This is a genomic window from 'Nostoc azollae' 0708, from assembly GCF_000196515.1.
GTDB classification, from domain to species: Bacteria; Cyanobacteriota; Cyanobacteriia; order Cyanobacteriales; family Nostocaceae; genus Trichormus_B; species Trichormus_B azollae.
This window is the reverse complement of sequence record NC_014248.1, coordinates 2,656,691-2,681,064: the sequence shown is the minus strand read 5'-3', so window position 1 is coordinate 2,681,064 and position 24,374 is coordinate 2,656,691. Positions and strand designations below refer to the sequence as shown.

Sequence of the window (24,374 nt, the reverse complement as noted above, 5' to 3'; positions counted from 1 at the left end):
GGCTACTTTTTGTTTTTGCCGCTCTGCTCGCCAGACATACCGTATTTGCGGAGGAAGCGTTCAACTCGACCCTCAGCATCAATAATTTTCTGTGTACCAGTATAAAACGGGTGGTTTCCAGACCAAACATCTACGTGCAGTTCGGGTTTAGTAGAGCCGATAGTCATCACAACTTGACCGTTGCAGTAGACCTTAGCCTCTGGATACCACTGGGGATGAATATCAGGTTTAGCCATTGTTCCTTTTGTGGTGAATCTATATCAATTAGAACTTTCAGGTTTCCACCGGGATTAAGGATTAGAAATGATGGGTACGGAAATTTGCCCAGTCCCCAGTCCTCAGTCCCCAGTCCCCTATCGTTTGGAGTATTGAGGTGCTTTCCGAGCTTTGTGCAAACCGTATTTTTTCCGTTCTTTAGCTCGTGGGTCACGAGTCAGATAACCTTCAATTTTCAAAGGTGAACGATTATCTGGATCTAGTTGACACAAGGCACGGGCTACACCCAAGCGGATAGAATCTGCTTGTCCTGTCAAACCACCACCTTCTGCTTTAACCAGAATGTCATATTCGCTTTCTAGTCCTAAAGTCTCCAGGGGCGCTTTGATAGCTCCGAGGTAGTTGGCATTGAATTGGAAGTATAATTCTCCTTCTTTACCATTAACCACAAAGTTACCTTCGCCGGGAACCAGGCGTACCCGTGCTACTGCTGATTTACGGCGACCAGTACCCCAGTAAACGGCGCGACCGCTATTGGCTTCTGCTACTTGCATTAGTTTTCTCCAGGAATTGTATTAACTATTAGTTCTTTAGGTTTTTGAGCCTCATGGGGATGAGTAGGTCCAGCGTAAACTTTCAATTTGGTAAATAATTGCTTACCTAAGCTGTTCTTAGGCAGCATACCTTTAACAGCGTGTTCTAAAATCCGTTCTGGTAGGCGCTGTTGCAATTTAGCAAAGGTCTCTGTTTTCATCCCACCAGGACGACCAGAATGGCGACGGTAAAATTTTTGAGTACGTTTTTTGCCTGTCACCGCTACTTTTTCTGCGTTGATGACAACAACGAAATCACCTGTGTCTAAGTGGGGAGTATATTCAGCTTTTCTTTTACCTCTTAGAACCATAGCAATTTCGCTGGCCAAGCGGCCAAGGCGTTTGTCGGTGGCATCTACTACGTACCACTCGCGCTCAAGAGATGCTTGAGGAGGAAGGTAAGTTTTACTACTCATTTTTATTTGTCCTTTGTCAGTTGTCAGTGGTCAGTTGACAGTTATCAGTGATCAGTTGACAGTTATCAGTGGTCATTCTTCCCTGTTCCCTGTTACTAATGACCAAACAGTAAATATGGTTGGGTGTCGTACCAAATTTCTTTGGGAAAAGGAAAATCTGGATACTCTACTCGCAACAAGCATAAGCCTTGGGGAGGCGCGGCATATTTCACTTTTTCCCGGCGTTCTTCTTTCCAGATTTCAGTGAAATTATCGAGTGTCACTTGTCCAGAACCTAACTGTACTAGCATCCCGACTAAAAGCCGCACCATCCCATACAAAAATCCATTTGCCTGAATTTCAATATGGATAAATGGCCCACTACGATGACACTCGGCTACTTGTACTTCTACCCAGGAATGTGATCTGGCTGATCCTGCACGATGAAAAGCAGCTAAATGATGTTTTCCCAGCAGAGGTTTAAGGGCAGCTTGGATTACAGATTCATCCAAGGGCGCATAATAATAATGCCAACTGAAGGGGTTTACGAACAAGTTCGGTAAAACTTCAGTGTATATTGTGTAGCGATAACGTCGAGAAACTGCACTAAAACGAGCGTGCCAAAAGTCATTTACACTGGCAGAAGCTCGGATTAATATATCCGGCGGTAGATAACTGTTTAGAACTGTTGCCCACTTGTGTGCGGGAATAAAACCAGTAGCATCAAAATGAGCTATTTGAGCCGCTGCGTGAACTCCGGCATCGGTTCTTCCTGCACCATGGAGTGTGACATGATACCCCAGAATAGTAGCTATAGCTGTTTCTATTTCTTCCTGGACGGTTCGCTGGCATGATTGCCGTTGCCAGCCACGAAAATGAGTTCCTCGGTATTGAATAACCAAGGCGACTCGATAAGTTGGTGTAGGCTGGCGGCTTTCTAACATACTTGTTTGTCAGTTGTCAGTGGAAGAAGGCAATAGGCAATAGGTGATGGGCAATAATTTAATCTTCTTATTTCCCTCTGTTCCCTGTTCCCTGTTCCCTATGACTAATAACTTTAAACTAGTTCGATAATTGCCATTTCCGCGTTGTCGCCCCGACGTGGAACAGTATGGAGAATACGAGTATAACCCCCTTGGCGGTTAGCATACCGAGTGGGAGCTTGCTCAAATAGAGCGTGAACCAGTGCTTTGTCGTACATATAGCCTAGTGCAGCCCGACGTGCTGGCAAAGAGCCGTTTTTAGCCAGGGTAATCATTCTATCAACTTCACTACGTACTACTTTAGCACGAATTAAAGTCGTAGTAATTCGACCATGACGGATTAGCTCTGTAGTTAGCGCTCGCAACAGAGCGCGGCGCTGGTCAGCTGGTTTACTGAGTTTTTTGACTCGACAACGGTGACGCATAATAATGGACTACTTGTTATTAACGATTGTGGCTTAGGTTGGAGCAGAACCTCTTTCTTGCGGTAGGGTAATGCCTAAGCGTCGCTGTAAAGCTTCCACTACCTCTTCCGCTGACTTTTGACCAAAGTTTTTAATTTCTAGGAGGTCTTCTTGGGTGTAATCCAACAAATCTGCCACAGAGTTAACTTGCGCCCGTTTGAGACAGTTATAAGCTCGGACAGAAAGTTGCAATTCTTCAATGGGAATTTGAGCAGTTGGATCGTCTGGAATATCTGAACCTGTATCTGTTGGTTCCAGGGAGATATCTTTCAAGGGGTTGAATAAATCTACCAAAATTCCAGCTGCTGAGGATAGTGCTTCTTGAGGGGAAATACTACCATTAGTCCAAACTTCTAACAGCAGTCTATCTTTGAGCGATCCATCCCCACGAGCTTCTTCAACGCTGTAGTTGACTTTTCGCACTGGCATAAACACAGAGTCGATTTGGAGAAAGTCCAAAGATGTAGCTTCTTCTCTTCCCCTCTCTACAGTGCGATATCCTTTACCTCTCTCAATGCGAAATTCCATTTCCAGTTTGCCACCGTCTGCTATGGTAGCTACATACTGGGTTGGGTCAATGACTTCTACTTCACTGGGTAAATCAAAATGTGCCGCAGTGACTGTTACTGGTCCGTTAACAAGTAACCGACCAATCTGAGGCTGAGAAGAATAGTTTTTGAGTATGACTTCCTTCATTCGCATCAGGATTTCCAGCACGTCTTCTCGCACACCTGGAACTGTGGCAAACTCATGACTAACACCGTCAATACGCACTGCTGTAACTGCTGTACCCTCTAAATTAGAAAGTAAAACCCGCCGCAGCGCGTTGCCTACTGTTATTCCTTGACCACGTTCTAGAGGCTCAAGAACAAATTTACTGTAATGACTCCGACTTTCCTCTGTATTAGACTCTACACATTCAATTTGAAACTGCGCCACGGAGTAGCCTCCCTTGTTAAGGTGCTGCTAGCAGGCAAATAAATTGCCTCTCGAATTTACTTTATTGCCTGATCTGTTGTTAAGGTTGATCAAACTGCCAACATTTTAAAGTTGGTAAAGTTTAGATCCCGAATTCAGTACCACAGGCACTGATAATTTTGAGTATTTTCTAAAGTTGTGCAGCCCTCCCTATGGGAAGAGCTGACGTGCTTTTTCATCACGCAAGGGTTATAAAGTTTACCAGCATTCACCGTGCAAAAGCAGTTTAGACTTTATATGACCTAGATGGCATTACAGGTGTTTTACCTTTGCTTCAATTTTCCACTTTCATCGCTCAACAGGTTTTGTCTAAACGCGACGACGCTTAGGTGGACGGCAACCATTGTGAGGGATGGGGGTAATATCCCGAATTAGGGTAATTTCCAATCCTACTCCTTGCAGTGCGCGGATAGCAGTTTCTCTTCCTGCACCCGGACCACTGACCATCACTTCAATTTGACGCATCCCTTGATCAATGGCTCGACGGGCTGCACTTTCAGCGGCAGTTTGGGCAGCAAAGGGAGTTCCTTTTTTTGCCCCTTTAAATCCACTAGAACCAGCACTAGCCCAGGAGATGACATCTCCATTTTGATCGGTGATGGTGACAATGCTATTGTTGAAAGTAGACTGAATGTAGGCCATACCGTTAGGTACGTTCCGTTTTTGCTTTTTGCTCCCGGATTTTTTTGTTGGTTGTCTCGCCATATTTGTTTAGTGAATTTGGGGTAAAAAGTGCTTGGGTTAGCAAGCAAAAAACTTTATTTGCCAGGGGCTTTCTTCTTACCTGCCACTGTCTGCCTTCTCCCACGTCGGGTTCTAGCATTGGTGCGGGTTCTTTGTCCTCTAACGGGTAAGCCCATACGATGACGACGGCCTCGATAACAGCCAATATCAACGAGGCGCTTTATGTTCATCGCCTCTAAGCGGCGCAAGTCACCTTCAACTTGATAGTTGCTTTCAATTTCTCCTCGCAGAGCAGCTATATCAGCATCATTTAGGTCTTTAACGCGGGTGTCTGGGTTCACACCTGTTGCCGCTAGGATTTCTTGCGACCTTGATAACCCAATTCCGTAAATGTAAGTTAGACCAATCTCAATGCGCTTATCGCGGGGAAGGTCTACTCCGGAAATCCGTGCCACAATGAATATCTCCCTCTTTTGTTCTTAATCGCAGTTGCCAAAACGTGATTAATCGCGTCCTTGGGTGGTGAATTAGTCTGCACCAAGCTGTAGTAGTTAGAGTGTTTATCCCTGACGTTGCTTGTGCTTGGGGTTTTCACAAATTACCATGACGCGACCACGGCGTTTGATCACGTTACATTTTTCACAAATTTTCTTGACTGAGGCTCTGACTTTCATGCCTTTTTACTTGACTCCAAATAGTAAATTATAGCATTTCTAGAGAAAATAATTCAGTTAAGTAAATGGGGAATCCCCAAAAAATCTGGTTTATGGTAGGATTTTGGACATAAATTTACTTCTTCCGTAGCCGGTAGGTAATTCTACCTTTTGTGAGGTCGTAGGGAGTTAACTCCACTTTGACGCGATCACCAGGTAAAATTTTGATGTAATTACGGCGAATTTTGCCGGAAATGTGTGCTAGGACGTTAAAGCCGTTGTCCAGGTCAACTCGAAACATCGCATTGGGCAATGATTCGGTGACAGTTCCTTCCATTTCAATCAAATCTTGTTTAGACAAGTTTTTTCCTCAACTCTATAATTTATTGTTCCCTTGCCACAGATACAATTGGCACGAAAACACAATTTGCGAAATATATCAACAGTTTATTAATATATCTGAGCTAAAAGGGATTAAGGACTGGGGATTAAGGACTGGGGACTGGGGACTGGGGACTGGGGATTGGTAAAATAAAGATAAATATTTACCTTTGCTTGCCTTATCTCCATTGATCCTCTGCTTCCCCCTACTGTCCCCTTAAGCAGCTATGAGATTTTGTAATTCGGTGGTGACTTCTTCTGGAGACTGATTACCGTTAACTGTGAGGAGTTTATGGCGAGCGCCATAATAATCAATCAAGGGTGCGGTTTCCTCACGGTAGACTTCTAAACGACGACGAATCACATCTTCGCTATCGTCTTTCCTGCCGCGTCCCAGCAACCGAGAGATGACAGTTTCATCTGGTGCATCCAAGTTGACTACTTTTTCGCCACCCTGTCCTATAGTGGTCAGTAATTCCTCCAAAAAAGCTGCTTGCGTTACTTTACGAGGAAAGCCATCTAAAATCCAGCCATTTTGGGCATCTGGTTGATTAAGACGTTCTTTAACCAAATCTTCCACAAGTTGATCGGGAACTAACTCGCCCTTATCCATATAAACTTGTGCTTTGAGACCCAAAGGCGTTTGATCTTTAATCGCTTGCCGTAAAATATCACCAGTGGAAATATGGGGAATATGCAAAAATTCAGCCAAGTTTTTAGCCTGAGTTCCTTTACCAGCACCTGGCGGTCCCAAGAAGATTAATCGCGTCACTATTGTTTCACCATTCCTTCATACCGTTGAGAGATAACGTAGGTTTGGATTTGCCTTGCGGTATCAATCGCCACGCCAACTAAAATTAATAAAGAGGTAGCTCCCAAACCTCTAAAGGTTGGTACATTTAAAGTGCTTTCTACAGCAGTAGGGATAATAGCCACTAAGCCTAAAAAGAGTGCGCCTAAAAAAGTTAGTCTGCTGCTGACACGCTCAATGTACTCACTGGTAGCCTTACCAGGACGAATACCGGGAATACTCGAACCCATTTTCTTCAAATTCTGGGCTACGTCTACTGGGTTGAGAATCAACGAAGAATAGAAGTAGCTGAAGAAGACAATAGAAATCATGTATACCAAAGCATACACCCAAGATCCAGAACCGCTAGGACTCAGGTAAGTGTTAACTATATTGGCCAAGTCCGCATTTTTAGTGAAATTGGCAACTAGTAGTGGCAAACTGAGGATAGCCGCAGCAAAAATGATGGGCATTACGCCACCTTGATTCAGCCGCAAGGGTAAAAAGCTGCGCTGCTCTGCCAAGACTCGCCTACCTACTTGACGACGAGCAGAAATAATAGGGATACGGCGCATTCCTTCCTGAACAAACACAATTCCGATAATGGTTGCTAAGAAAACCAATACCAGGACAATGACGCGACCAACTATTTCCCTTCCGCCTACTTGTACCAAGTCGATGGTGTCACCCAATGATTTTGGTAGGGAGGCAACAATATTGACAAAAATCAACAAAGATGCACCATTACCAATACCCCGTTCTGTAATTAGTTCTGATGCCCACATGACAAACATAGAACCAGCGGTAAGAGCGATCGCAGTTTCTGCTACAAATATTGGTCCTGGGTTCAAGGCAAATTGTTGGAGGAATAATGCCGAAAAAGCCACACTTTGAATAATTGCCCAGGCTACAGTCACATAACGGGTAATTTGTGATATTTGGCGACGACCTGCCTCACCTTCATTTTTCTGTAAATTTTCTAAAGAAGGAATAGCAGCAGTCAACAATTGGATAATAATGGACGCATTAATAAACGGCAAAATCCCCAAGGCAAATACGCCTAAAGTAGAAAGTCCTCGTCCCGAAAATATATCCAATAAACCGAATATGGAATTATTACCCGATATAGCTTCGGCAAATCTCTCGCGGTTAATTCCTGGAACTGGTAAAAAGATACCCAGGCGAACCAAAATTAAAATACCGACTGTAACAAGCAGCCTACCTCTCAGTCCGGCTGCTTGCGCCATCTGCATAAAAGTTTCTTGAGCCGTTGGGGCTTTGTCTCGACTGATCATAGAGTTCTACCTTTGAAGTATGAAGTCTGAATTGTGAAGAATATGAAGTCTGAAGTGAGAAATAAATTTGAAGTATTAAGTTGTTCATTTTTTATCCTTCATCCTTCATCCTTCATCCTTCATAGGACTTCGCAACTCCCACCAACTGCCTCAATTTTGATACGAGCTTGTCCAGTGAAAGCTGCTGCTTGCACCTTGAGAGGAACATTCAACTCCCCATTGCCCAAAACTTTTAACGGACCTTTAACAGCAGTAAGAATACCTGCTTGTCTTAAAGACGCTAAAGTTACTTCTGTATTAGCTGGTAGGGAGGTTAGCTTCTCTACATTAATCGTAGTGTAAGTTTTACGATTAACGAGAGGGAAACCCTTCAACTTCGGTACTCGGCGGTACAATGGCTGTTGACCACCTTCAAACCCAGGTCTAGTACCACTACCAGAACGGGATTTTTGTCCCCGCATCCCTAAACCAGCACTAGCGCCTTGACCGGCAGAAATACCTCTACCTACACGCTTACGGCGTTTTTTTGAGCCTTTTTGAGGCTTAACATCGTTGAGTCTCATATTGTGATTAGTAGTTTTTTACACTAAAAAAGCATCCCATCTAATCTACTAGATGTAGAGTTTCTCGATCGCAATACCACGATCTTCAGCTACTTCAGCAAATGTACGCAGCGTAGATAGAGCATTAACTGCAGCTCTGGCATTATTCAGAGGATTATTAGATCCGAGTTGCTTGGCGAGAACATTACGAACTCCTGCCAACTCTAATACAGTCCGAACTGCACCACCAGCAATTACCCCTGTACCTGGAGCTGCTGGTCGCATCATCACCTTAGCACCACCACCAATACCATCAATGGGATGAGGGATGGAATTAGATTTCGTAATGGGAATATCAATGAGATGCTTTTTGCCGTCAGCGACACCTTTTTTCACTGCGCCAATTACATCAGAGGCTTTACCCACGCCCACACCGACTTGACCGCGCTCGTTACCAACGACCACAATAGCCCGGAAGCTGAGTTTTTTACCACCTTTAACAACTTTACTAACACGGCGGATTTGGATGACTCGCTCTTGCCAGTTAGTTTCTTCTTTCTTTGCTCGGTTTGCTTTACGACGACCCGCTGCCATAATCAAAGTTCTCTCAACGTCAGTTGTCATTAGTCATTAGTCATTAGCCATTAGTTTTTCCCAATGCCTAATGCCCGATGACTTTAGAAATCTAAACCAGCTTCGCGTGCTGCTTCAGCTAGTGCTTTGATGCGTCCATGATAGAGGTTGCCACCGCGATCAAATACGACTTTGGTGATGCCTTTTTCTAATGACCGCACTGCTATCAACTTACCAACTTGCGCTGAAGCATCACAATTAGCCCCAGAAGCTAAATTAGATTTCAACTCTGGTTCAACGGTGGATGCTGCCACGAGGGTTTGATGTTGGGTATCGTCAATTACCTGAGCATAAATATGCTCATTAGAGCGAAATACAGCTAGGCGTGGCCGTTCTGGGGAACCACTGACTTTGCCACGCACGCGCCGATGACGACGATTTTTTGATTCTCTACGAGTAAGTTTCATGTTTACTTCTTACCTTTACCACCGGTCTTACCAGCTTTCCGTCTGACCACTTCACCGACATAGCGAATACCTTTACCCTTGTAAGGTTCTGGTGGACGAACGGCACGAATTTTAGCTGCTGTGTTACCTACAATTTCTTTGTCATAGCCGCTGACTATGACATTAATAGTACCTTCCACTGCAAACTGAATTCCGTCTGGCGGCTCAATTTGCACCTGATGGCTATAACCCATATTCAAAACTAGGTTACGGCCTTGAACTTGGGCGCGATAACCGACCCCTTGAATTTCCAAACGACGTTGAAAACCTTGGGAAACTCCTTCCACCATGTTGGCCACCAAGGTGCGGCTTAAACCATGCATCTGCCTGGAAGTACGAGTATCATCACGACGAGTTACTAGTAATGTTTCCCCTTCTTGGGAGACTGTGACATGAGGAGGTAGATTGCGAGAAAGTTCTCCTTTTGGGCCTTTCACTACTACCTTAGAGCCATCAATCGCCACCTGTACTTTAGCGGGAACAGTAATTGGACATTTACCAATACGAGACATGACTTAATTTTGTCCTTTGTCAGTTTTGAGTTGCGAGTGATGAGTTTTGGTTAATAACCCCTAAAAATTCTGATAGCGTGGCGTTAGCCATACTCCTGAACTCCTGAACTCCTGATAGCGGAGCTTGGTGCAGCCATACTCCTTGTCTTACCAAACGTAGCAAAGCACTTCACCACCCAAGTTCTGACGACGCGCTTCGCGGTCGGTCATGATACCACTGGATGTAGAAATAATGGCAATACCGATACCACCTAGCACTCTTGGTAATTCTTTTCGATTGGAGTAAACACGCAAACCAGGTTTACTCACTCGTTTCAATGCTGTGATCAAGGGCTGACGATTTTTACCCTTGTATTTCAAGGAAATCACCAGATTTTGTTTGATCCCTTCTCCAGATTCGGAAAATTCAGCAATAAAGCCTTCGTCCTGAAGGACCTTAGCGATATTGCGAGTCATTTTGGTTGCTGGCACTTGTGTAGTTTGATGCCTTGCCAGATTAGCATTGCGGATGCGCGTCAGCATATCTGCAATTGTGTCGTTAGCCGCCATCGTTCCCTCTTTAGATGAACTTATTGATCGCGAAAGGGCATTCCCATTTCTTTGAGTAAGGCGCGACCCTCTTCGTCATTTTTTGCTGTGGTGATAATTGAAATATCAAGACCACGGATTTGATCGATGCTGTCGTACTCAACTTCTGGAAAAATTAGCTGTTCTCGTACACCCAGAGTGTAGTTACCCCGCCCGTCAAAGCTTTTAGGACTAACACCGCGAAAATCGCGAATTCTGGGCAGTGCCAGGCTAACCAGTCGGTCGAGAAAGGCATACATCCGTTCGCCTCTGAGAGTCACCATGATGCCAACTGGCATACCTTGACGAATTTTGAAGCCTGCGATCGCCTTTTTTGCCCTTGTCACTACTGGTTTTTGACCAGTAACCAGTGCAATTTCGTTTAAAGAAGCTTCTAATGCTTTCGCATTTTGAGCCGCTTCTCCCAAACCCCGGTTAACAGTTATTTTTATGACCTTCGGTACTTGATGAACGTTGGTATATTGAAACTGTTGGGTCAGCTTCGGGACAATTGTCTCTTGGTATAAATTCTTGAGTCTGGTTGTCGCCATAGTTTTTTGTCCTGATTATCCCTGGTCTTGGTCAGGGAATTTTAGATTTTGGATTTTAGAATTTGAATTAAAAATATCTAAATCTATTCAAATCTAAAATCTCACCCTATTTACAGGTTATTTGTCTAAAATCTCGCCTGTTTTTTGGAGCATTCTAACTTTCTTCCCTTCGGCTGTGAAAGTGTAGCAAACGCGACTGGCAATGTTTTGTTTGCTGGAATAGAGCATCACGTTAGAGCTATGAATAGGAAATTCCTGAGTAACGATTTTCCCAGATTCCCCTTCTTGCTGAGGTTTAACGTGCTTAGTTTTAATATTCACACCTTTGACCAGCACTTTGCTGAGTTGGGGTAGTGCTTTGATTACTTCACCAACTTTACCTTTATCCTTACCAGCAATTACTTGTACAGTGTCGCCAGTTTTGACGTGCATTTTATGAAAAACTTTCGGTTCTGGCTTCGCCATTACAGCACCTCCGGCGCGAGAGAAACTATTTTGGTAAAGTTTTTATCGCGTAATTCCCGTGCTACAGGGCCAAATACCCGTGTACCTCTGGGATTACCATCTTTGTTAATGATAACTGCCGCGTTATCATCAAAACGAATGCTCATACCGCTGTCTCTATTAATACTTTTCCTAGTACGAACAATTACAGCTTCGACAACATCAGACTTTTTTACAGCCATGTTGGGTTGGGCATCTTTAACAACGGCGATAATTTTATCGCCCACACCGCCATAACGACGGTTTCCTCCGCCTAATACACGGATGCACATTAACTTACGCGCTCCGCTATTATCAGCAACATTTAGGTAGCTCTGGGGTTGAATCACAATTAGTCTCCCGGTTAGAGTTGTTAATTTTATAACAACTATTTATGTTGTAGCTTTAGCATTGAGGATTTCTGTGACTTGCCAACGCTTAGTTTTGCTCAGGGGTCGAGTTTCCTGAATACGCACACGGTCGCCCACTTTACAGTGATTATCTTCATCGTGAGCCTTATAGCGCCGGGTTTGAACTACAATTTTGCCGTACTTGGGGTGAGGAGAGCGGTTTTCTACAGCCACCACGACCGTTTTTTGCATTTTGTCGCTCACTACCAAGCCAACTCGTTCTTTGACTGCCATAATCTCCTACTTTTCTTCTTTAGTCGATTGACTTGCTACCCGGCTGCGTTCTCCCTCTACTGTTAATAGTTGGGCTAAACGATGACGGGCGTGTCTGAACTGGTGGGGTTTTTCTAGTTGTCGAGTGGCTTTTTGCAAGCGCAGCTGAAATAGTTGTCTTTTAATAGCGACAATTTCTTCAGCCAGTTTGTCGTCACTTAATTCTCTAGCTTCTGAAATTTTAGAAAGAGCCATATCCTACTCCTGCTCCTGTGGTTGAGAGCGGACAATAAACTTAGTTTTAATTGGCAGCTTATAGGCAGCTAATCGCATGGCTTCACGAGCTATTTCTTCAGAAACACCAGCGATTTCAAATAAAATTCGTCCAGGCTTGACTACTGCTACCCAAAATTCTGGATTACCTTTACCAGAACCCATCCGAGTTTCTGCTGGACGCATGGTGACAGGTTTGTCGGGGAAAATGCGAATCCAGATTTTGCCACCCCGACGGATATAACGGGTCATTGCCCGACGAGAAGCCTCTATTTGGCGGGAGGTAATCCAAGCTGGTTCTTGAGCTTGGAGAGCAAAATCCCCAAAGTTCAGGGTACTACCACGGTTGGCCAGCCCCTCCATTCGTCCGCGTTGTTGTTTGCGGAATTTAGTTCTTCTAGGACTTAACATGGTTTGCTATTTTTCGGTGGTCATCAGTTGTCAGTTGTCAGTTGTCAGTTTTTGCCACTAACTTATGACTACTGACTAACGACTATGCTTCATTTGATCTATCTTCAAACTGCTGGCGACGGCGTTGTTGTTGACGACGACGAGGTTCGCGTTCGCGTGTTGTTGGTTGGGCTGGTGTTTCTTCCTGTCCAGGGATAATTTCTCCCTTGAAGACCCAAACTTTGATGCCCAGAATGCCGTAAATTGTTTGTGCTGTACAGTAAGAATAGTCAATATCAGCCCGTAATGTATGCAGAGGTACTCTGCCTTCGCGTGTCCACTCTGTCCGGGCAATTTCCGCACCGTTGAGCCGACCACTGACTTGAACTTTTATTCCTTGTACACCCGCTCTTTGAGCGCGTTGAATAGCTTGACGAACTACTCGCCGGAAAGAAACACGGCGTTCTAATTGTTGAGCAATATATTCAGCAATCAGGTAAGCATCAGCATCAACTCGTTGAACTTCAACTACGTTAATGCGAATTTGGCGATTGCTGCCCAAAAGCTCTTGGAGTCCGGTACGGAGTGATTCTATACCTTGTCCACCACGACCTACTACAACACCTGGTCTAGCTGTCCGGACCTCTAGGTCGATTTGGTCAGCTTTGCGCTCAATACGTACTTCGGAAATACCAGCGTTGTTTTGAGCGTATCTACCCAGTTTTTGGTCTATGTATTTACGAAGTTTGTGGTCTTCTTGTAGTAGTTCTGGATAACGATCAGGAACGGCAAACCACCGAGATTGATGTTCTTGAGTAATACCCAGACGAAAACCGACTGGATGAATTTTCTGTCCCACAAATGCTTCCTCTAAAATTTCTTACTGTACGCAATTAGTTGTGTCTGTCTCTTGGTTATTTGCCAGTGACACCAGCGCCAACAGCGACAGTTATATGACACGTTGGTTTGCGAATTTGGTAAGCTCGACCCTGCGCTCTGGGTTGAAACCTTTTTAGAACTGGCCCTTGGTCAGCATACGCCTGAGTAATAACTAGTTCGCTTCGGTCTAAGCCTTCGTTATGCTCTGCATTAGCAGCCGCGCTTCTTAGTACCTTTAATACTGGTTCACAGGCGCGATAGGGCATGAATTCTAGGATGATGAGTGCTTCTCGATATGACCGTCCCCGGATTTGATCGAGTACCCGACGCACTTTATAGGGAGAAATGCGGATATAACGAGCGATTGCTTGAACTTCTGTAGTATCAATTGCCATAATTGTCTCCGTTTTTGTCATTTGTCTTTAGCTAATACTCCCTTCCCACTAAAAGAATAAGGTCATAGTAATTAATAGGGTAGAGGGATAATGCTTCTGCGTAAGGTGGAATCCCACACCCCTAATTTCATACTGGGAAGGGAGTAACTAATGACTAATGACTATCTCCCTGATTTTTTGTCACTTTTACCATGACCTCTGTAGGTGCGTGTCGGGGCGAACTCTCCCAACTTGTGGCCTACCATCTGTTCATTGACAAAAACTGGAACGTGCTGTCTACCATTATGAACAGCTATGGTATGACCTACCATCATCGGTAAAATTGTCGAAGCTCTCGACCAAGTTTTAATTACTTGTTTTTCGTTTTTAGCGTTCAGCTTTTCAATTTTGCTGAGTAGGTGATCAGCAATGAAAGGACCTTTTTTTAAAGAACGACCCATAGTTCGATTTTGGATTTTGGATTTTGGATTTTGGATTTAGAATTTCGGATTTTGGATTTTGGATTTTTAGGTTTCTCATTGAGGTTTCCCCAATTTTCGATGCCTACAAGTAGACCCGATCTAAAATCCAAAATTTAAAATCTCAAGTTCTAAGACTGACGACCACCGCGACCGCGCTTAGAAGACTTACGACGGCGACGTACAATTAATTTAGTGCTTGCTTTTTTCCGCTTGCGTGTCTTCGCACCTAAAGCTGGTTTACCCCAAGGTGTCACAGGACCGGATCTACCAATGGGCGCTCTACCTTCACCACCACCATGTGGGTGATCCACGGGGTTCATGACGCTACCTCTAACCTTGGGACGACGACCTTTCCAGCGGTTTCGTCCGGCTTTACCAGCACTCAGGTTTCTCGCGTCAGTGTTGCCTACTTGGCCAATGGTGGCGTAACATTCACGACGAATCATGCGAACTTCACCAGAAGGTAATTTGAGAGTTACATAATTACCTTCTTTAGCCACAACTTGGGCTGTTGCACCAGCGGCACGGACAATTTGACCGCCTTTGCCTGGTGTCATTTCTACGTTGTGAACGTTAGTACCCAAAGGAATTTTGGATAAAGGTAAGGCATTACCATCTTCAAAGGGAGCATCAACGCCAGCAATAATTGTTGTGCCGACTTTCAAGCCATTGGGATGTAACATATACCGCTTTTCGCCATCTTCATATTGAACTAGGGCGATTCGCGCATTCCGGTTAGGATCGTATTCAATTGCTGTGACTGTAGCAGCAATATCCCGTTTATCTCTCTTAAAGTCGATAATCCGGTATAGTTGTTTGTGTCCGCCTCCCCGACGACGGCTGGTTATCCGCCCTTGATTGTTCCGACCTTTGGGACGATGTACTGATTCGGTCAGTGATTTTTCCGGGTCAGTTTTGGTGATTTCCGCAAAGTCGGAGATTGTAACTTGGCGAGTACTAGGGGTATAAGGGCGATAAGAACGAGTACCCATAAGTAATTTTGGATTTCGGATTTTCGATTTGGGCTTGAGAATTTTATTGATTTCGATTTCTGATTTTTAATTGTTTTTTGGCGATTATTTACTAGCCCAATCTAAAATCTAAAATCTAAAATCTAAAATTCTTAGACATCTGGGAATAGAAGTTTTCTGATTTTGTCTTCATCCCCAGGTGCAACGGTGACAATAGCTCGCTTGTATTGGGGCTTGTAACCGATGAATTTACCAACGCGACGCTGTTTGCGTGGTGGTAAGGCAGTGTTGATTTTTACAACTTTGACTTGAAACAAGTCTTCAATTGCGGCTTTAATTTCTGGCTTGCTCGATTTTGGAGTTACTTCAAATGTGTATTTATTTTGCTCCATCAATATGGTCGCCTTTTCTGTCAGAATCGGTCGATGCACTAGGTCGGCAAGGTTGCGGGGGTCAAAGTTAGGCACTGTAGACCTCCTGAATTTTTTCTAAAGCTGCTGGTGTCACAACGATTTTGTCAGCGTGGAGCAAATCGTAAACATTTAACTGGTCAGCGGCAATTAGCTTTAAGTTCTCTATGTTGCGGGCTGACAAAAGTACGTTTTCTGCTATTTCAGACAAAATTAACAAGGATTTTTGTTCTTGTGCTGCTCCCCAACGGGCTAATGCTGCTACCAGGTCCTTGGTTTTAGGTCGTTGTAGTTCGTTGCTAAATTCTTCTACAACAATTAAATCTTCGGCCCGACTAACGAAGGCTGTCCGCAGTGCCAAACGTCTCTCTTTACGGTTTAGCTTTAGGTTGAAATCTCTCGGTTTAGGTCCAAAGATCACACCACCACCACGCCATAAGGGTGAACGAATAGAACCAGCACGGGCGCGACCTGTTCCTTTTTGCCGCCAAGGTTTGCGACCACCACCACGGACTTCGGAACGAGTTTTTGTGCTGGCTGTTCCTTGGCGAGAATTGGTCATTTGTCTGACGAGGGCGCGATGTACTATATGCGCCGCTGTTTCTTGTTTGGCAACTCGCAAGTCAAAGCTGGTTTCGCCAACTTGCTCTCCTTGCCAATTTTTAACTACACTCTCAACCATCTTTGTGTCCTTTGTCGGTTGCCAGTGGTCAGTTGACGCTGACAACAGCTAAACAACTAAAACTATTTACTATCTACCAACTTTATTTGTGGGTACGATATTCACTAATGCACCTGGTTTACCAGGAATGGCACCCTTAATCAGGATTAAGTTGCGATCTGCATCTAGTCGCACTATGGTCAGTTTGCGAATTGTGACTCGAGTACCTCCCAAACGTCCTGCCATCCGTTTTCCGGGATAAACACGACCAGGGGTTGTACCAGCACCGATGGAACCAGGCGCTCTGTGGTTTTTGGAACCATGTGACATGGGACCACGACCGAAGTGATTACGCTTCTGGTTGCCGGCAAAACCGCGACCGATACTTGTACCGATTACGTCTACAATCTGACCTGCACTAAAAATATCTGCTTTAAGTTCTTGACCTAAAGCATAATCACCGGAGGCATCAGTGCGATACTCGTTTAAGTGCCGCAATGCTGGAGCTGATGATTTAGCTAAGTGTCCTAGCAGGGGTCTGTTTAAGACCTTGGGTTTTACTACGCCATAACCAACTTGAATGGCACAATAACCGTCAGTCTGTTTTGTTTTAACTTGTGTAACAGTGCATGGACCGGCTTGAATTACGGTAACAGGAATGGCTACTCCTGCTTCGTCAAATATTTGGGTCATGCCCAGCTTGGTGCCGAGAATACCTACAGACACAGTAACCGGTTCTCCTTTCTACTTGCTGACCTTGGAATCGGATTTTTAGAGACAAGTTTGAATAACGTCATCCGAGAGAGTTTATCCTCCGAAATTTGGACTGGCGTTAGACAGTGCAAATTTTTCGTGACGTAACAACGAGTCTGCTGTTTGGTGAATCCGTTTATTGTTCACTCACTTGGTTACCAGAACAGTAATAATTACCTTCCTTATGAAAAGGTTTTACTAAGGTGTTACTTCTGAAATCAATCAAGAGGTTATTGCTTTGCGCTGTGTGCAGCAATGCTTTCGTCCAAGCGATTGCTCGGGCACTCTCCGACTGTAGTGGGACTTAAGTGGGGAATTACCGCTCAGTATCCGTTTCCTGAAAATTGCTATTCAGGCTCTACTTCTCTAAATACCTTAAACTATTGTTTGAGGATTTGCCTTTTTTTAGGGGCTGCGGGAGTGAACATGGGCTGAAGCTTTTATTTTGGCTTTGGGTTGATAGCCATTAGCTTCTGAGTTTGACCTGAAAGTTTTTCTAGTTTAGCAGTCTCTTGTACATTTACACCAGATTATATCTGGGCAAATTGTGAGGGCATCAAATCTTCGATGCTTCACGGGTTGAGGGTGCTAAGTTAACAAACTATACTTAATTTTAGTATTTGGTCACAATCATCAATCAATCTAATACTATAAATCATTAATTTATTTTTGTCTAGTAATTTAGTGGTAAGGTTTTGCCTGGGGGATCAATAAACAAGGGAAATTACATGATTGCCTACGCTTGATGCCCGATATTGCTAAAATTCTGTGACTTAATCTAACTTAATCTACCATCAAAGGGTGAATAATAGAGATATCTAAGTGGGATAAGACGAAAATCTATGGCACTAATTACCACTGGCAATGGTTTAATCCGCGATTTGGAGAAATTTGGCGCTCTGGGTGTATATGTTCCTCTGGAAGGAGGCTATGAAGGTCGGCATCGTCGGCGATTGCGGGCTGCTGGCTATATTAGCCTCCACATTACTGCCAGGGGACTAGGAGACGTTGCTGCATATTTGACAAGAGTTCATGGAGTTAGACCTCCTCATCTGGGCAAAAAAAGCACTGGTAGTGGTGCAGCTGTGGGTGAGGTGCATTATCTACCACCGATGATCAGTTCTCATCTAGAACAGCTACCACCTAAGTCTAAGGGTCTATTGCTATGGATTATTGAGGGACATATTCTTTCTAATCAGGAAGTTGAGTATTTGGCTAACTTGCCGAAGTTGGAACCACGGGTAAAAGTTGTGATTGAACGGGGTGGCGATCGCTATTTCCGTTGGACTCCTCTAGAAAAGACGCTGTTAGCTAGTTAGTCACTCGTTAGTGGTCAGTGGTCAGTTGTTGTTTAACTGACTGCTGACTCTAATCATCTGTGCTTCAAAAGCTGATGGTGTAGATTAAATCAAATTCTCGATAGATGCCTAGACGGCAAGAATGAGCAGGTTTTTCTTGCAGTTCGCAATCTAAACGACCTATAATTTGTGTTACTGGTCGCCGCAAGGGTTTCTCAAATTGATACCATTCTCGGTTACTCCATTCAAAGATGGTTGCGTCTAGGGAATTTTGTAATTCTGATGCTAAAAGTAAGAGTTCTAATTTATCTTTGCTACTACCAGTGATAAAGCATTTGAGGGAAACTGATTGAGTAATTAGAGGTCTAGGTTCGTTTGCGGCTATGGTGTTGCATTCTCCCAACTCAATATCATAAGGCTCTAAATGCAGATTTTCTAGTTGCTGCCAGGAGTTGGCTATCTCATTGAGGCGGTTATCTAGATATGGTAGCAGTCCTAGTTTGGCATCAGTTAACAGTTGGCGGATATTAGAAGGCTGGGTCATTACTGGGTTTTTTCTCCACTATGCAGTCAGATTATCGTTTTGTTGAGTAGTTTGGGAGATAAACTTTGGAAAACTTTGTTTATGAGAATTTTTTGAGAAAGACTCTGTTGGTAAGTTAGCGATCGCGCTGTTTTAGCCAAAAGTTAGAGTTACAGGGTTATGTTTGAATTAGCGAGCCCAAAGAACACCAAAAATACATAAAATCTAAAGCTCTCTATCCTACCACATAAAAAATTCTGTAATAGGTCTATTATTGATGAGGAAGTAATCGAACAATGGCTACCATTGATGAATACCGACAGCATATAAAAGGTCCCCTAACTGCACGCGCTCAATTAGTTTGGGATAAACGCATTCAAGCTGAAACTATTTTTGATACTGAATACGACCACTATCAACTAGTATATGTTGGTTGGGGTAACTCCAAGCAAGTTTATGGTACTGTCCTGCATCTTGATATTAGTGATGGCAACATTTGGGTTCACCAGGATGGCACAGAAGTTGGTATTGCTAATGAATTAGTTAAACTTAGTGTTCCCAAGAAAGACATTGTTTTAGGTTTTAATCCTCCGAAATTGCGACATTACACCGATTTTGCAGTGGGATAAACTCTAAAAAGCATGTACTGAGTATTTCACTTTTTAAGTGAATAACATACCCATTCCACAAGAGCTATGGGAATTAGATCGAAAATAAGGGACAATTTTCCTCAAGACTCGCCATACTAAGGTAGCGAGAGAATCAAGCACTCCCCCCAAGTTGGCGTGAAGGTGATTAAGCAAAAATGAGACGTAAACCTACTGGTAGATCAGCTACTACTTCTAAACCCTCTGTTTTCCAATCCCCTATATTTAACTTCACCACCATTGCTATTTTGGGAGGTGTATTGATTTTGGGTATTGGGATTGGGATTGCTTTTAGTTCTACAACTACTTTGACTCCATCAAATGTAGCTTCCCGTGAATTTATTGATACGAGGGCACCAAACCCTGAAATTTGTGTGCAGTATGGCGCTAGTGCGATGGTGATGGATGCCAGACTGTTTGTGACTCTCAATCCTTTTAATGTTTATGTTGCCCAACCGAATATCCGTCCTGGATGTGTTCTCCGGCAGAATAACTGGGCAATTTTAGAAAATAAAAAACTTGTCACATCAGATCAGGTGAGAGAATGTAAAAATCGCCTGAATACTTTTGGCTTTACTGGTAACTTGGACAGTGAAAAGCCAGATATTAGGTGTATATATCAAAATGAATCTGCTCAAAACTTTTTCTTATCTCAACCGGGAGCAGTTGGACCTTCTCAGGATACAGAAAGATTCTAAAAATGTAATAATTCAGGAGTTAGGAGGTAGAAGAAAGATAAATATTCCCTATTTCAAATTTTGACTTTTGAATTTTTATTTAATAGTGGGTAGTGGTTGACCAAATTCAATTATGGGAATATTGATAATTTGATCTGTATAGTTCTGGGAATTAGGAACATTGGGTGAAGAATTGGGGATGGTAATGGTATTCGGATGATCTGAGAAATTGGGAGAATCATTAAGTTGGATAGTTGAGAAGGGTTTTGAGTGTTGAGGGCGGTAAAATCATAAATGGTTGATTGCCTAGAGAAGTGCTATTATAGGAAAATATGGGGCGTAAAACCCAAGGATTTGGGTTTTTTGGGCAAAGGGGCTGAAGTTTCACTTGGTTACCATCTATAAAACCTTCTGGTTTTAAATCTATGACTATGCGGGTAATGTTAGGGCTATATTGGGAAACGCGAATTCTTTGGATGGTTCCAGGATAGTTTTTTTGGGTGTCAACATTACCTAATTTGGTGTTAGGCAAATCTACAACTAAAGGCGGGGGTTGATCAAGGTAGAAATACTCAGGGGTTGTGGCTGAGGAAAGGGAAATTTCTAGTTGCTGTGATTTGGCGTTAAAGTAACATTTGTTGAGTCTCCCGAATGTTGCAGCGGCGATACTATTGCCATTATTGAGGGTAATGCCTGGATATAATAAGCTAAATAAGCTAACTTTAAAAGGATATAAGGAGAAAATTTTCTGGTTTCTGAGTTTAATTTTCATTATGTTAATGGCTGTTTGATTTGGGTTTTGCTTTTTGATCTGTTTGTGGTATAGCGGTAAATTCTAAAGTTGTGGAATTTTGATTAAGTTTTATTTGACCGGGAATATTATCTAGATTGATTTGTGACATTTGAATTGCAATCGGTTGAATTGCTTTTATCTGAGAAGCAGGATCTTGACAGAAATTGGCAATGTCTATTTTGCCAGATAAATCTAGGTTTTGATTTTCTAAGATGCCTGTGAGATTAAGCTGTTGTTCTGTATCTGCATTGGTGATTACTGGTGATAATGAGGCATTTAGGTAAATACCAGATTGTAGAATATTGAGAATCAGTTTGTTTGTTTGTTTGCAGTTTGGCAAATTTTTGGACAGGGTAAGACTATAGCGGCTGTTAATGGGGGAGGTAGCGTGGAGATGATTTTCACCATATGCGGTGACTGTTTTGAATAAGATTAGAACTGATGTGATCGCTACTCCATACAACACTAAGGACTTAAAATTGAAATGATTGATCATAGGTGATTAGTGATTGTTGGTGATTGGTGATTGGGGAGAATTATCTATTCCCTGCTGTGAATTACGAATTATTTCTTGGTGGGTAACTTCTGGTAGTAGGGAAGTCAGATGTGAGGTAATTTGACTGTAGCGACGGGTGATGAGTAGTGAGGAACGGCATTTTATTGCTAGTTCATCTGTGTATCGTCCTAAAGTTTGTCTTTCAATACCCCAAGCGCGACTGGTACCGGCAATGGTTAGATCAACATTTTCTGAGGCTGTAACTACGGCTTCCATTGGTTCTGGGGCGGCTACGGTTTTGATTTCTATGCGCTCGCGTACACTAGCTGGTAATCTCTCGATCATCGCGTGTAATTCATAACTTAATTCATCTTGGGTTTGATTTACTGTTAAAGCTTGTAAAATATGTAACATACAAGTATCGCGGTTAATGAGTAATCGCAGGGCAAGAATCAAGGCTAAGTCATCGTGGATGTTTGCAGAGTAGGGAACTAACAAACTTTCTAAACGTTCTCCACCTTTATCCACAAATACTGCTACATCTACTGGGGCAGTAGTGAGAATTTGTCCAACTCTTCCACCTAAGCGGTTGTTGCTAAAGGCTGGACGATGCCATCCGACAAGAATTAAATCTGGTTGTTCTATTTTGGCTATTTGTGCTGTTTCTCTAGCGACATTGCTGGATATGCGAACAATGGGATGTATGTGAGAGTATATGCTTGGTGGTTCTAAGGTACTAATTAATTCTTCTAGTTGTTGACGACGTTCGGCAATTAATCGGTTTGCTTCAGTTGGGGTGCTTTCAAAACTATAGTCTTCTTCTAATTCAATCAGGCTGAAAGGATTGATAACAGCCGATCGTCCATAGTTAAAAGCTATACTTACTGCCAACTGTAACAAACCTTTTTGGGTGGTGGGATTAGCTACTGGTACTAAAATGCGGTAGGGGGTAACGAAAGATTCTATGCTTTCTGTAACCTCTGTATATGTTTCGTGTTCTGCTTCTGCTTCTACTACATCTAACCTGATTAAGCGTTTTGGATATGTCCACTCCAGTAATGGTGATGTCATAAATGTTGTCACTAAGGCCATAATGACTAGCATTGTGAAAAGTAAGGGTGAAATCACACCCAACTCTAAACCAATATTTAAAACTATTAATTCGGTTAAACCACGAGTATTCATTAACCAACCAAGTGCAGAAGCTTCTCGCTTGTTAATACCACTGACACGAGCTGCTACATAAGTACCAATGTATTTGCCTGCGATCGCAACTCCTAAAATCAAGGCACATAATAACCATAATTCCGGACGGTTCAGTAAGCCAATTTGTGTTTTTAAACCGCTGTAGGCAAAAAACACTGGCAATAGAAAAATTAAGACAAAATCTTCGGTTTTTATGGCTAATTCTCTGACTAATTCAGCATCTTTAGGCATGGCTGCCCCTAATAAAAATGCCCCAAAAATTAGGTGAATGCCTATCAATTCAGTAATCAGTGCGGAGGCTACAACTCCCATATAAATTAAAGCCAGAACAAATTGGCTCAAACGTCCAGCGCGGCGATAATGGGTAATTAGACGTTTGAGAAACCAACGCCCGACGCTGAACATAAAACCTATGTAAAGAAGGCTGGCAATAATTGTGAGGATAGCTTGTCGGTCAATGCTACCATGACGAGCGACAGCGATTGCTAGAGCTAACAAACACCAAGCTGTTACATCATCTACCGCAGCACAAGTTAAAGCTAATGTCCCTAACCTTGTTCCTTGCAAATTATTTTCAGTGATAATTCTTGCCAACACAGGAAAGGCTGTGATTGACATTGCTGCACCTAAAAATAAGGTAAAGGCGGTAAAAGAGACACTACCATTGGAAACTAGAGGATAAAGCAGCAAAGATAAAATTGTCGCGAGAGAAAAAGGAACAACAATGCTGACATTTGAGGTCAGTACAGCCGCTTGTAAATTACCGCTGAGATATTTTGAATTTAGCTCTAAACCAATCAAAAACATGAAAAATATTAGCCCTACCTGAGATAAAACATTCAGGAAAGGTATCGTTTCTGGTGGAAACAGTGTAGCTGCTGCATGGGGGGCAATTAAACCAAATAAAGATGGTCCCAGCATAATCCCGGCCACAATCTCACCAATTACTAATGGTTGTTTTATTGATTTAAAGGCCAGTCCTACCAGTCGTGACAGTCCAATCACAATTAACACTTCAACCAGAACGAGAATAACTGTGTGCATAGTTTCCTCACTATTTACTATCCGGTTTCACTAAGATGATTCTTTACAACTGTCGAAATTGTCAACCTTTTGGTAAAGATAAAGTTGAATTTTCCATAAATTGTTAACACTTTTTAATAAAAATATAGCTTCCTTAACCATGAATTAATCAGGATTCAGAAGATACTCAAAGGATTTTTTGATAAATCGGCAAATAATATATCAACAGATTGGATATTTGTACAAGTTCAACGAATTAACTCCTATAATATAACTGTAACTTACTCTCTGAGTTTGATTAAATCATCCCTAATTTTAAGAAAAAAATGTAATCATATTTTCACTAAAGGAAATCAATTAAACTCTGTCCAATCCAGGAGAATCCTATACTCAAGCTGGAGAACAATAAACTGATACGATACCCAATAGATATCCAAGCATTGCTATCAATATACATTAATATCTAGCTGACCATGCAAAACCAGGCTAAATAATAAATAAGCCTAATTACTTTGGCTGGTTTTCTGATCAGGGTATACTAAACTGCTATCATTTAACAAATAACATCCGTTTGTCAAGGATAGCGTTTGCCAATTACAATCATGAGGCGAAAACCTAATTAAATAAGAGTTAATAGCAATAAAGGCTGAAGAACTAACTCAAAATATAATATTTAAATTTGTAAAGTGATAAGATATATAGGAATCCGATTTGGTTCCTGATTGCTTG

37 protein-coding genes are annotated in these 24,374 nt (G+C 42.7%); 3 read left to right on the top strand and 34 right to left on the bottom strand.

The window, feature by feature from the left end; translation table 11 throughout:
• Positions 1-2: 2 nt before the first annotated feature.
• From rpmE to rplC, 30 genes are all read right to left on the bottom strand, one after another.
• On the bottom strand, positions 3-236 hold the full coding sequence (gene rpmE / locus AAZO_RS12305; protein WP_013191497.1) for a 50S ribosomal protein L31: 234 nt from the start codon (positions 234-236) through the stop codon (positions 3-5).
• Between the two features lie 117 nt (positions 237-353).
• Positions 354-770: a 30S ribosomal protein S9 gene (gene rpsI, locus AAZO_RS12300; protein ID WP_013191496.1), complete on the bottom strand. Its 417-nt coding sequence runs from the start codon at positions 768-770 to the stop codon at positions 354-356.
• Positions 770-1,225, bottom strand: coding sequence for a 50S ribosomal protein L13 (gene rplM, locus AAZO_RS12295; protein WP_013191495.1), 456 nt, complete (start codon positions 1,223-1,225; stop codon positions 770-772). The genes rpsI and rplM overlap by 1 nt, the downstream gene beginning before the upstream one ends.
• A 95-nt stretch (positions 1,226-1,320) precedes the next feature.
• Positions 1,321-2,148 carry a tRNA pseudouridine(38-40) synthase TruA gene (gene truA, locus AAZO_RS12290; RefSeq protein ID WP_013191494.1) on the bottom strand — a complete coding sequence of 276 codons (828 nt, stop codon included), beginning with the start codon at positions 2,146-2,148 and terminating at the stop codon, positions 1,321-1,323.
• A 113-nt stretch (positions 2,149-2,261) separates the two neighbouring features.
• Positions 2,262-2,612 (bottom strand): 50S ribosomal protein L17, encoded by a 351-nt coding sequence (gene rplQ / locus AAZO_RS12285; RefSeq protein ID WP_013191493.1) that lies wholly within the window; start codon positions 2,610-2,612, stop codon positions 2,262-2,264.
• A gap of 33 nt (positions 2,613-2,645) precedes the next feature.
• A complete protein-coding gene (locus tag AAZO_RS12280; RefSeq protein WP_013191492.1) occupies positions 2,646-3,590 on the bottom strand; it encodes a DNA-directed RNA polymerase subunit alpha in 945 nt (314 codons plus the stop codon).
• A 348-nt stretch (positions 3,591-3,938) separates the two neighbouring features.
• Positions 3,939-4,334 carry a 30S ribosomal protein S11 gene (gene rpsK, locus AAZO_RS12275; RefSeq protein ID WP_013191491.1) on the bottom strand — a complete coding sequence of 132 codons (396 nt, stop codon included), beginning with the start codon at positions 4,332-4,334 and terminating at the stop codon, positions 3,939-3,941.
• Positions 4,335-4,387: 53 nt separating this feature from the next.
• On the bottom strand, positions 4,388-4,768 hold the full coding sequence (gene rpsM, locus AAZO_RS12270; protein WP_013191490.1) for a 30S ribosomal protein S13: 381 nt from the start codon (positions 4,766-4,768) through the stop codon (positions 4,388-4,390).
• 105 nt (positions 4,769-4,873) lie between these two features.
• On the bottom strand, positions 4,874-4,987 hold the full coding sequence (rpmJ, locus tag AAZO_RS30210; protein WP_013191489.1) for a 50S ribosomal protein L36: 114 nt from the start codon (positions 4,985-4,987) through the stop codon (positions 4,874-4,876).
• A 115-nt stretch (positions 4,988-5,102) separates the two neighbouring features.
• The gene (gene infA / locus AAZO_RS12265; protein ID WP_006276978.1) at positions 5,103-5,327 is read right to left on the bottom strand and encodes a translation initiation factor IF-1; all 225 of its coding nucleotides are present in this window, start codon (positions 5,325-5,327) and stop codon (positions 5,103-5,105) included.
• A gap of 237 nt (positions 5,328-5,564) precedes the next feature.
• The gene (locus AAZO_RS12260) at positions 5,565-6,119 is read right to left on the bottom strand and encodes an adenylate kinase (RefSeq protein ID WP_013191488.1); all 555 of its coding nucleotides are present in this window, start codon (positions 6,117-6,119) and stop codon (positions 5,565-5,567) included.
• The gene (secY, locus tag AAZO_RS12255) at positions 6,119-7,432 is read right to left on the bottom strand and encodes a preprotein translocase subunit SecY (RefSeq protein WP_013191487.1); all 1,314 of its coding nucleotides are present in this window, start codon (positions 7,430-7,432) and stop codon (positions 6,119-6,121) included. Before secY ends, AAZO_RS12260 begins: the two co-directional genes overlap by 1 nt.
• A gap of 119 nt (positions 7,433-7,551) precedes the next feature.
• Positions 7,552-7,995: a 50S ribosomal protein L15 gene (gene rplO / locus AAZO_RS12250; RefSeq protein WP_013191486.1), complete on the bottom strand. Its 444-nt coding sequence runs from the start codon at positions 7,993-7,995 to the stop codon at positions 7,552-7,554.
• Between the two features lie 48 nt (positions 7,996-8,043).
• Complete coding sequence (rpsE, locus tag AAZO_RS12245) at positions 8,044-8,568, bottom strand: 30S ribosomal protein S5 (RefSeq protein WP_013191485.1); 525 nt, start codon at positions 8,566-8,568, stop codon at positions 8,044-8,046.
• 83 nt (positions 8,569-8,651) lie between these two features.
• Entirely contained in the window at positions 8,652-9,014 is a 363-nt protein-coding gene (gene rplR, locus AAZO_RS12240; protein WP_013191484.1) for a 50S ribosomal protein L18, read from the bottom strand.
• A gap of 2 nt (positions 9,015-9,016) precedes the next feature.
• The gene (rplF, locus tag AAZO_RS12235; protein ID WP_013191483.1) at positions 9,017-9,565 is read right to left on the bottom strand and encodes a 50S ribosomal protein L6; all 549 of its coding nucleotides are present in this window, start codon (positions 9,563-9,565) and stop codon (positions 9,017-9,019) included.
• Positions 9,566-9,712: 147 nt separating this feature from the next.
• Positions 9,713-10,114, bottom strand: a complete 402-nt coding sequence (gene rpsH / locus AAZO_RS12230) for a 30S ribosomal protein S8 (protein ID WP_013191482.1) — start codon at positions 10,112-10,114, stop codon at positions 9,713-9,715.
• Between the two features lie 20 nt (positions 10,115-10,134).
• The gene (rplE, locus tag AAZO_RS12225; protein WP_013191481.1) at positions 10,135-10,683 is read right to left on the bottom strand and encodes a 50S ribosomal protein L5; all 549 of its coding nucleotides are present in this window, start codon (positions 10,681-10,683) and stop codon (positions 10,135-10,137) included.
• A gap of 117 nt (positions 10,684-10,800) precedes the next feature.
• Positions 10,801-11,148 carry a 50S ribosomal protein L24 gene (gene rplX, locus AAZO_RS12220; RefSeq protein ID WP_013191480.1) on the bottom strand — a complete coding sequence of 116 codons (348 nt, stop codon included), beginning with the start codon at positions 11,146-11,148 and terminating at the stop codon, positions 10,801-10,803.
• Positions 11,148-11,516: a 50S ribosomal protein L14 gene (gene rplN, locus AAZO_RS12215; protein ID WP_013191479.1), complete on the bottom strand. Its 369-nt coding sequence runs from the start codon at positions 11,514-11,516 to the stop codon at positions 11,148-11,150. Before rplN ends, rplX begins: the two co-directional genes overlap by 1 nt.
• 42 nt (positions 11,517-11,558) lie before the next feature.
• Positions 11,559-11,810 (bottom strand): 30S ribosomal protein S17, encoded by a 252-nt coding sequence (gene rpsQ / locus AAZO_RS12210; protein ID WP_013191478.1) that lies wholly within the window; start codon positions 11,808-11,810, stop codon positions 11,559-11,561.
• 6 nt (positions 11,811-11,816) lie between these two features.
• On the bottom strand, positions 11,817-12,044 hold the full coding sequence (gene rpmC / locus AAZO_RS12205; protein ID WP_013191477.1) for a 50S ribosomal protein L29: 228 nt from the start codon (positions 12,042-12,044) through the stop codon (positions 11,817-11,819).
• Between the two features lie 3 nt (positions 12,045-12,047).
• On the bottom strand, positions 12,048-12,473 hold the full coding sequence (rplP, locus tag AAZO_RS12200) for a 50S ribosomal protein L16 (RefSeq protein ID WP_013191476.1): 426 nt from the start codon (positions 12,471-12,473) through the stop codon (positions 12,048-12,050).
• A gap of 82 nt (positions 12,474-12,555) precedes the next feature.
• Positions 12,556-13,311, bottom strand: coding sequence for a 30S ribosomal protein S3 (gene rpsC / locus AAZO_RS12195; RefSeq protein ID WP_013191475.1), 756 nt, complete (start codon positions 13,309-13,311; stop codon positions 12,556-12,558).
• A gap of 55 nt (positions 13,312-13,366) precedes the next feature.
• Positions 13,367-13,726 carry a 50S ribosomal protein L22 gene (gene rplV, locus AAZO_RS12190; RefSeq protein ID WP_013191474.1) on the bottom strand — a complete coding sequence of 120 codons (360 nt, stop codon included), beginning with the start codon at positions 13,724-13,726 and terminating at the stop codon, positions 13,367-13,369.
• A 161-nt stretch (positions 13,727-13,887) separates the two neighbouring features.
• The gene (rpsS, locus tag AAZO_RS12185) at positions 13,888-14,166 is read right to left on the bottom strand and encodes a 30S ribosomal protein S19 (protein WP_013191473.1); all 279 of its coding nucleotides are present in this window, start codon (positions 14,164-14,166) and stop codon (positions 13,888-13,890) included.
• 149 nt (positions 14,167-14,315) lie between these two features.
• Positions 14,316-15,179 (bottom strand): 50S ribosomal protein L2, encoded by an 864-nt coding sequence (gene rplB, locus AAZO_RS12180; RefSeq protein WP_013191472.1) that lies wholly within the window; start codon positions 15,177-15,179, stop codon positions 14,316-14,318.
• Between the two features lie 131 nt (positions 15,180-15,310).
• Positions 15,311-15,625, bottom strand: coding sequence for a 50S ribosomal protein L23 (locus tag AAZO_RS12175; protein WP_013191471.1), 315 nt, complete (start codon positions 15,623-15,625; stop codon positions 15,311-15,313).
• On the bottom strand, positions 15,618-16,250 hold the full coding sequence (rplD, locus tag AAZO_RS12170) for a 50S ribosomal protein L4 (RefSeq protein WP_013191470.1): 633 nt from the start codon (positions 16,248-16,250) through the stop codon (positions 15,618-15,620). Before rplD ends, AAZO_RS12175 begins: the two co-directional genes overlap by 8 nt.
• Before the next feature lie 69 nt (positions 16,251-16,319).
• Entirely contained in the window at positions 16,320-16,955 is a 636-nt protein-coding gene (gene rplC / locus AAZO_RS12165) for a 50S ribosomal protein L3 (protein WP_013191469.1), read from the bottom strand.
• 869 nt (positions 16,956-17,824) lie between these two features.
• Here rplC and ndhN point away from each other — a divergent pair.
• Complete coding sequence (gene ndhN, locus AAZO_RS12160; RefSeq protein ID WP_013191468.1) at positions 17,825-18,301, top strand: NAD(P)H-quinone oxidoreductase subunit N; 477 nt, start codon at positions 17,825-17,827, stop codon at positions 18,299-18,301.
• 64 nt (positions 18,302-18,365) lie between these two features.
• Here ndhN and AAZO_RS12155 read toward each other — a convergent pair whose 3' ends face one another.
• Complete coding sequence (locus AAZO_RS12155; protein WP_013191467.1) at positions 18,366-18,824, bottom strand: hypothetical protein; 459 nt, start codon at positions 18,822-18,824, stop codon at positions 18,366-18,368.
• 275 nt (positions 18,825-19,099) lie between these two features.
• Here AAZO_RS12155 and AAZO_RS12150 point away from each other — a divergent pair, with 275 nt between their 5' ends.
• Both AAZO_RS12150 and AAZO_RS12145 read left to right on the top strand, forming a co-directional pair.
• On the top strand, positions 19,100-19,432 hold the full coding sequence (locus tag AAZO_RS12150) for a XisI protein (protein WP_013191466.1): 333 nt from the start codon (positions 19,100-19,102) through the stop codon (positions 19,430-19,432).
• A 176-nt stretch (positions 19,433-19,608) separates the two neighbouring features.
• A complete protein-coding gene (locus AAZO_RS12145) occupies positions 19,609-20,148 on the top strand; it encodes a DUF3172 domain-containing protein (RefSeq protein WP_013191465.1) in 540 nt (179 codons plus the stop codon).
• A gap of 220 nt (positions 20,149-20,368) precedes the next feature.
• Here AAZO_RS12145 and AAZO_RS12140 read toward each other — a convergent pair whose 3' ends face one another.
• The 3 genes from AAZO_RS12140 to AAZO_RS12130 are packed head-to-tail and all read right to left on the bottom strand — an operon-like array spanning position 20,369 to position 23,666.
• Positions 20,369-20,899, bottom strand: a complete 531-nt coding sequence (locus AAZO_RS12140; protein WP_013191464.1) for an AMIN domain-containing protein — start codon at positions 20,897-20,899, stop codon at positions 20,369-20,371.
• A gap of 4 nt (positions 20,900-20,903) precedes the next feature.
• The gene (locus tag AAZO_RS12135) at positions 20,904-21,416 is read right to left on the bottom strand and encodes a hypothetical protein (protein ID WP_013191463.1); all 513 of its coding nucleotides are present in this window, start codon (positions 21,414-21,416) and stop codon (positions 20,904-20,906) included.
• A gap of 6 nt (positions 21,417-21,422) precedes the next feature.
• Positions 21,423-23,666, bottom strand: coding sequence for a cation:proton antiporter (locus AAZO_RS12130; RefSeq protein WP_013191462.1), 2,244 nt, complete (start codon positions 23,664-23,666; stop codon positions 21,423-21,425).
• Positions 23,667-24,374: the final 708 nt, after the last annotated feature.

Bases quoted from the DNA above. Each gene is read 5' to 3' on its own strand.
- rpmE (WP_013191497.1), bottom strand. From the start codon at position 236: ATGGCTAAACCTGATATTCATCCCCAGTGGTATCCAGAGGCTAAGGTC.
- rpsI (WP_013191496.1), bottom strand. From the start codon at position 770: ATGCAAGTAGCAGAAGCCAATAGCGGTCGCGCCGTTTACTGGGGTACT.
- rplM (WP_013191495.1), bottom strand. From the start codon at position 1,225: ATGAGTAGTAAAACTTACCTTCCTCCTCAAGCATCTCTTGAGCGCGAG.
- truA (WP_013191494.1), bottom strand. From the start codon at position 2,148: ATGTTAGAAAGCCGCCAGCCTACACCAACTTATCGAGTCGCCTTGGTT.
- rplQ (WP_013191493.1), bottom strand. From the start codon at position 2,612: ATGCGTCACCGTTGTCGAGTCAAAAAACTCAGTAAACCAGCTGACCAG.
- rpsK (WP_013191491.1), bottom strand. From the start codon at position 4,334: ATGGCGAGACAACCAACAAAAAAATCCGGGAGCAAAAAGCAAAAACGG.
- rpmJ (WP_013191489.1), bottom strand. From the start codon at position 4,987: ATGAAAGTCAGAGCCTCAGTCAAGAAAATTTGTGAAAAATGTAACGTG.
- secY (WP_013191487.1), bottom strand. From the start codon at position 7,432: ATGATCAGTCGAGACAAAGCCCCAACGGCTCAAGAAACTTTTATGCAG.
- rplO (WP_013191486.1), bottom strand. From the start codon at position 7,995: ATGAGACTCAACGATGTTAAGCCTCAAAAAGGCTCAAAAAAACGCCGT.
- rpsE (WP_013191485.1), bottom strand. From the start codon at position 8,568: ATGGCAGCGGGTCGTCGTAAAGCAAACCGAGCAAAGAAAGAAGAAACT.
- rplR (WP_013191484.1), bottom strand. From the start codon at position 9,014: ATGAAACTTACTCGTAGAGAATCAAAAAATCGTCGTCATCGGCGCGTG.
- rplF (WP_013191483.1), bottom strand. From the start codon at position 9,565: ATGTCTCGTATTGGTAAATGTCCAATTACTGTTCCCGCTAAAGTACAG.
- rpsH (WP_013191482.1), bottom strand. From the start codon at position 10,114: ATGGCGGCTAACGACACAATTGCAGATATGCTGACGCGCATCCGCAAT.
- rplE (WP_013191481.1), bottom strand. From the start codon at position 10,683: ATGGCGACAACCAGACTCAAGAATTTATACCAAGAGACAATTGTCCCG.
- rplX (WP_013191480.1), bottom strand. From the start codon at position 11,148: ATGGCGAAGCCAGAACCGAAAGTTTTTCATAAAATGCACGTCAAAACT.
- rpsQ (WP_013191478.1), bottom strand. From the start codon at position 11,810: ATGGCAGTCAAAGAACGAGTTGGCTTGGTAGTGAGCGACAAAATGCAA.
- rpmC (WP_013191477.1), bottom strand. From the start codon at position 12,044: ATGGCTCTTTCTAAAATTTCAGAAGCTAGAGAATTAAGTGACGACAAA.
- rplP (WP_013191476.1), bottom strand. From the start codon at position 12,473: ATGTTAAGTCCTAGAAGAACTAAATTCCGCAAACAACAACGCGGACGA.
- rplV (WP_013191474.1), bottom strand. From the start codon at position 13,726: ATGGCAATTGATACTACAGAAGTTCAAGCAATCGCTCGTTATATCCGC.
- rpsS (WP_013191473.1), bottom strand. From the start codon at position 14,166: ATGGGTCGTTCTTTAAAAAAAGGTCCTTTCATTGCTGATCACCTACTC.
- rplB (WP_013191472.1), bottom strand. From the start codon at position 15,179: ATGGGTACTCGTTCTTATCGCCCTTATACCCCTAGTACTCGCCAAGTT.
- rplD (WP_013191470.1), bottom strand. From the start codon at position 16,250: ATGGTTGAGAGTGTAGTTAAAAATTGGCAAGGAGAGCAAGTTGGCGAA.
- ndhN (WP_013191468.1), top strand. From the start codon at position 17,825: ATGGCACTAATTACCACTGGCAATGGTTTAATCCGCGATTTGGAGAAA.
- AAZO_RS12155 (WP_013191467.1), bottom strand. From the start codon at position 18,824: ATGACCCAGCCTTCTAATATCCGCCAACTGTTAACTGATGCCAAACTA.
- AAZO_RS12150 (WP_013191466.1), top strand. From the start codon at position 19,100: ATGGCTACCATTGATGAATACCGACAGCATATAAAAGGTCCCCTAACT.
- AAZO_RS12145 (WP_013191465.1), top strand. From the start codon at position 19,609: ATGAGACGTAAACCTACTGGTAGATCAGCTACTACTTCTAAACCCTCT.
- AAZO_RS12140 (WP_013191464.1), bottom strand. From the start codon at position 20,899: ATGAAAATTAAACTCAGAAACCAGAAAATTTTCTCCTTATATCCTTTT.
- AAZO_RS12135 (WP_013191463.1), bottom strand. From the start codon at position 21,416: ATGATCAATCATTTCAATTTTAAGTCCTTAGTGTTGTATGGAGTAGCG.
- AAZO_RS12130 (WP_013191462.1), bottom strand. From the start codon at position 23,666: ATGCACACAGTTATTCTCGTTCTGGTTGAAGTGTTAATTGTGATTGGA.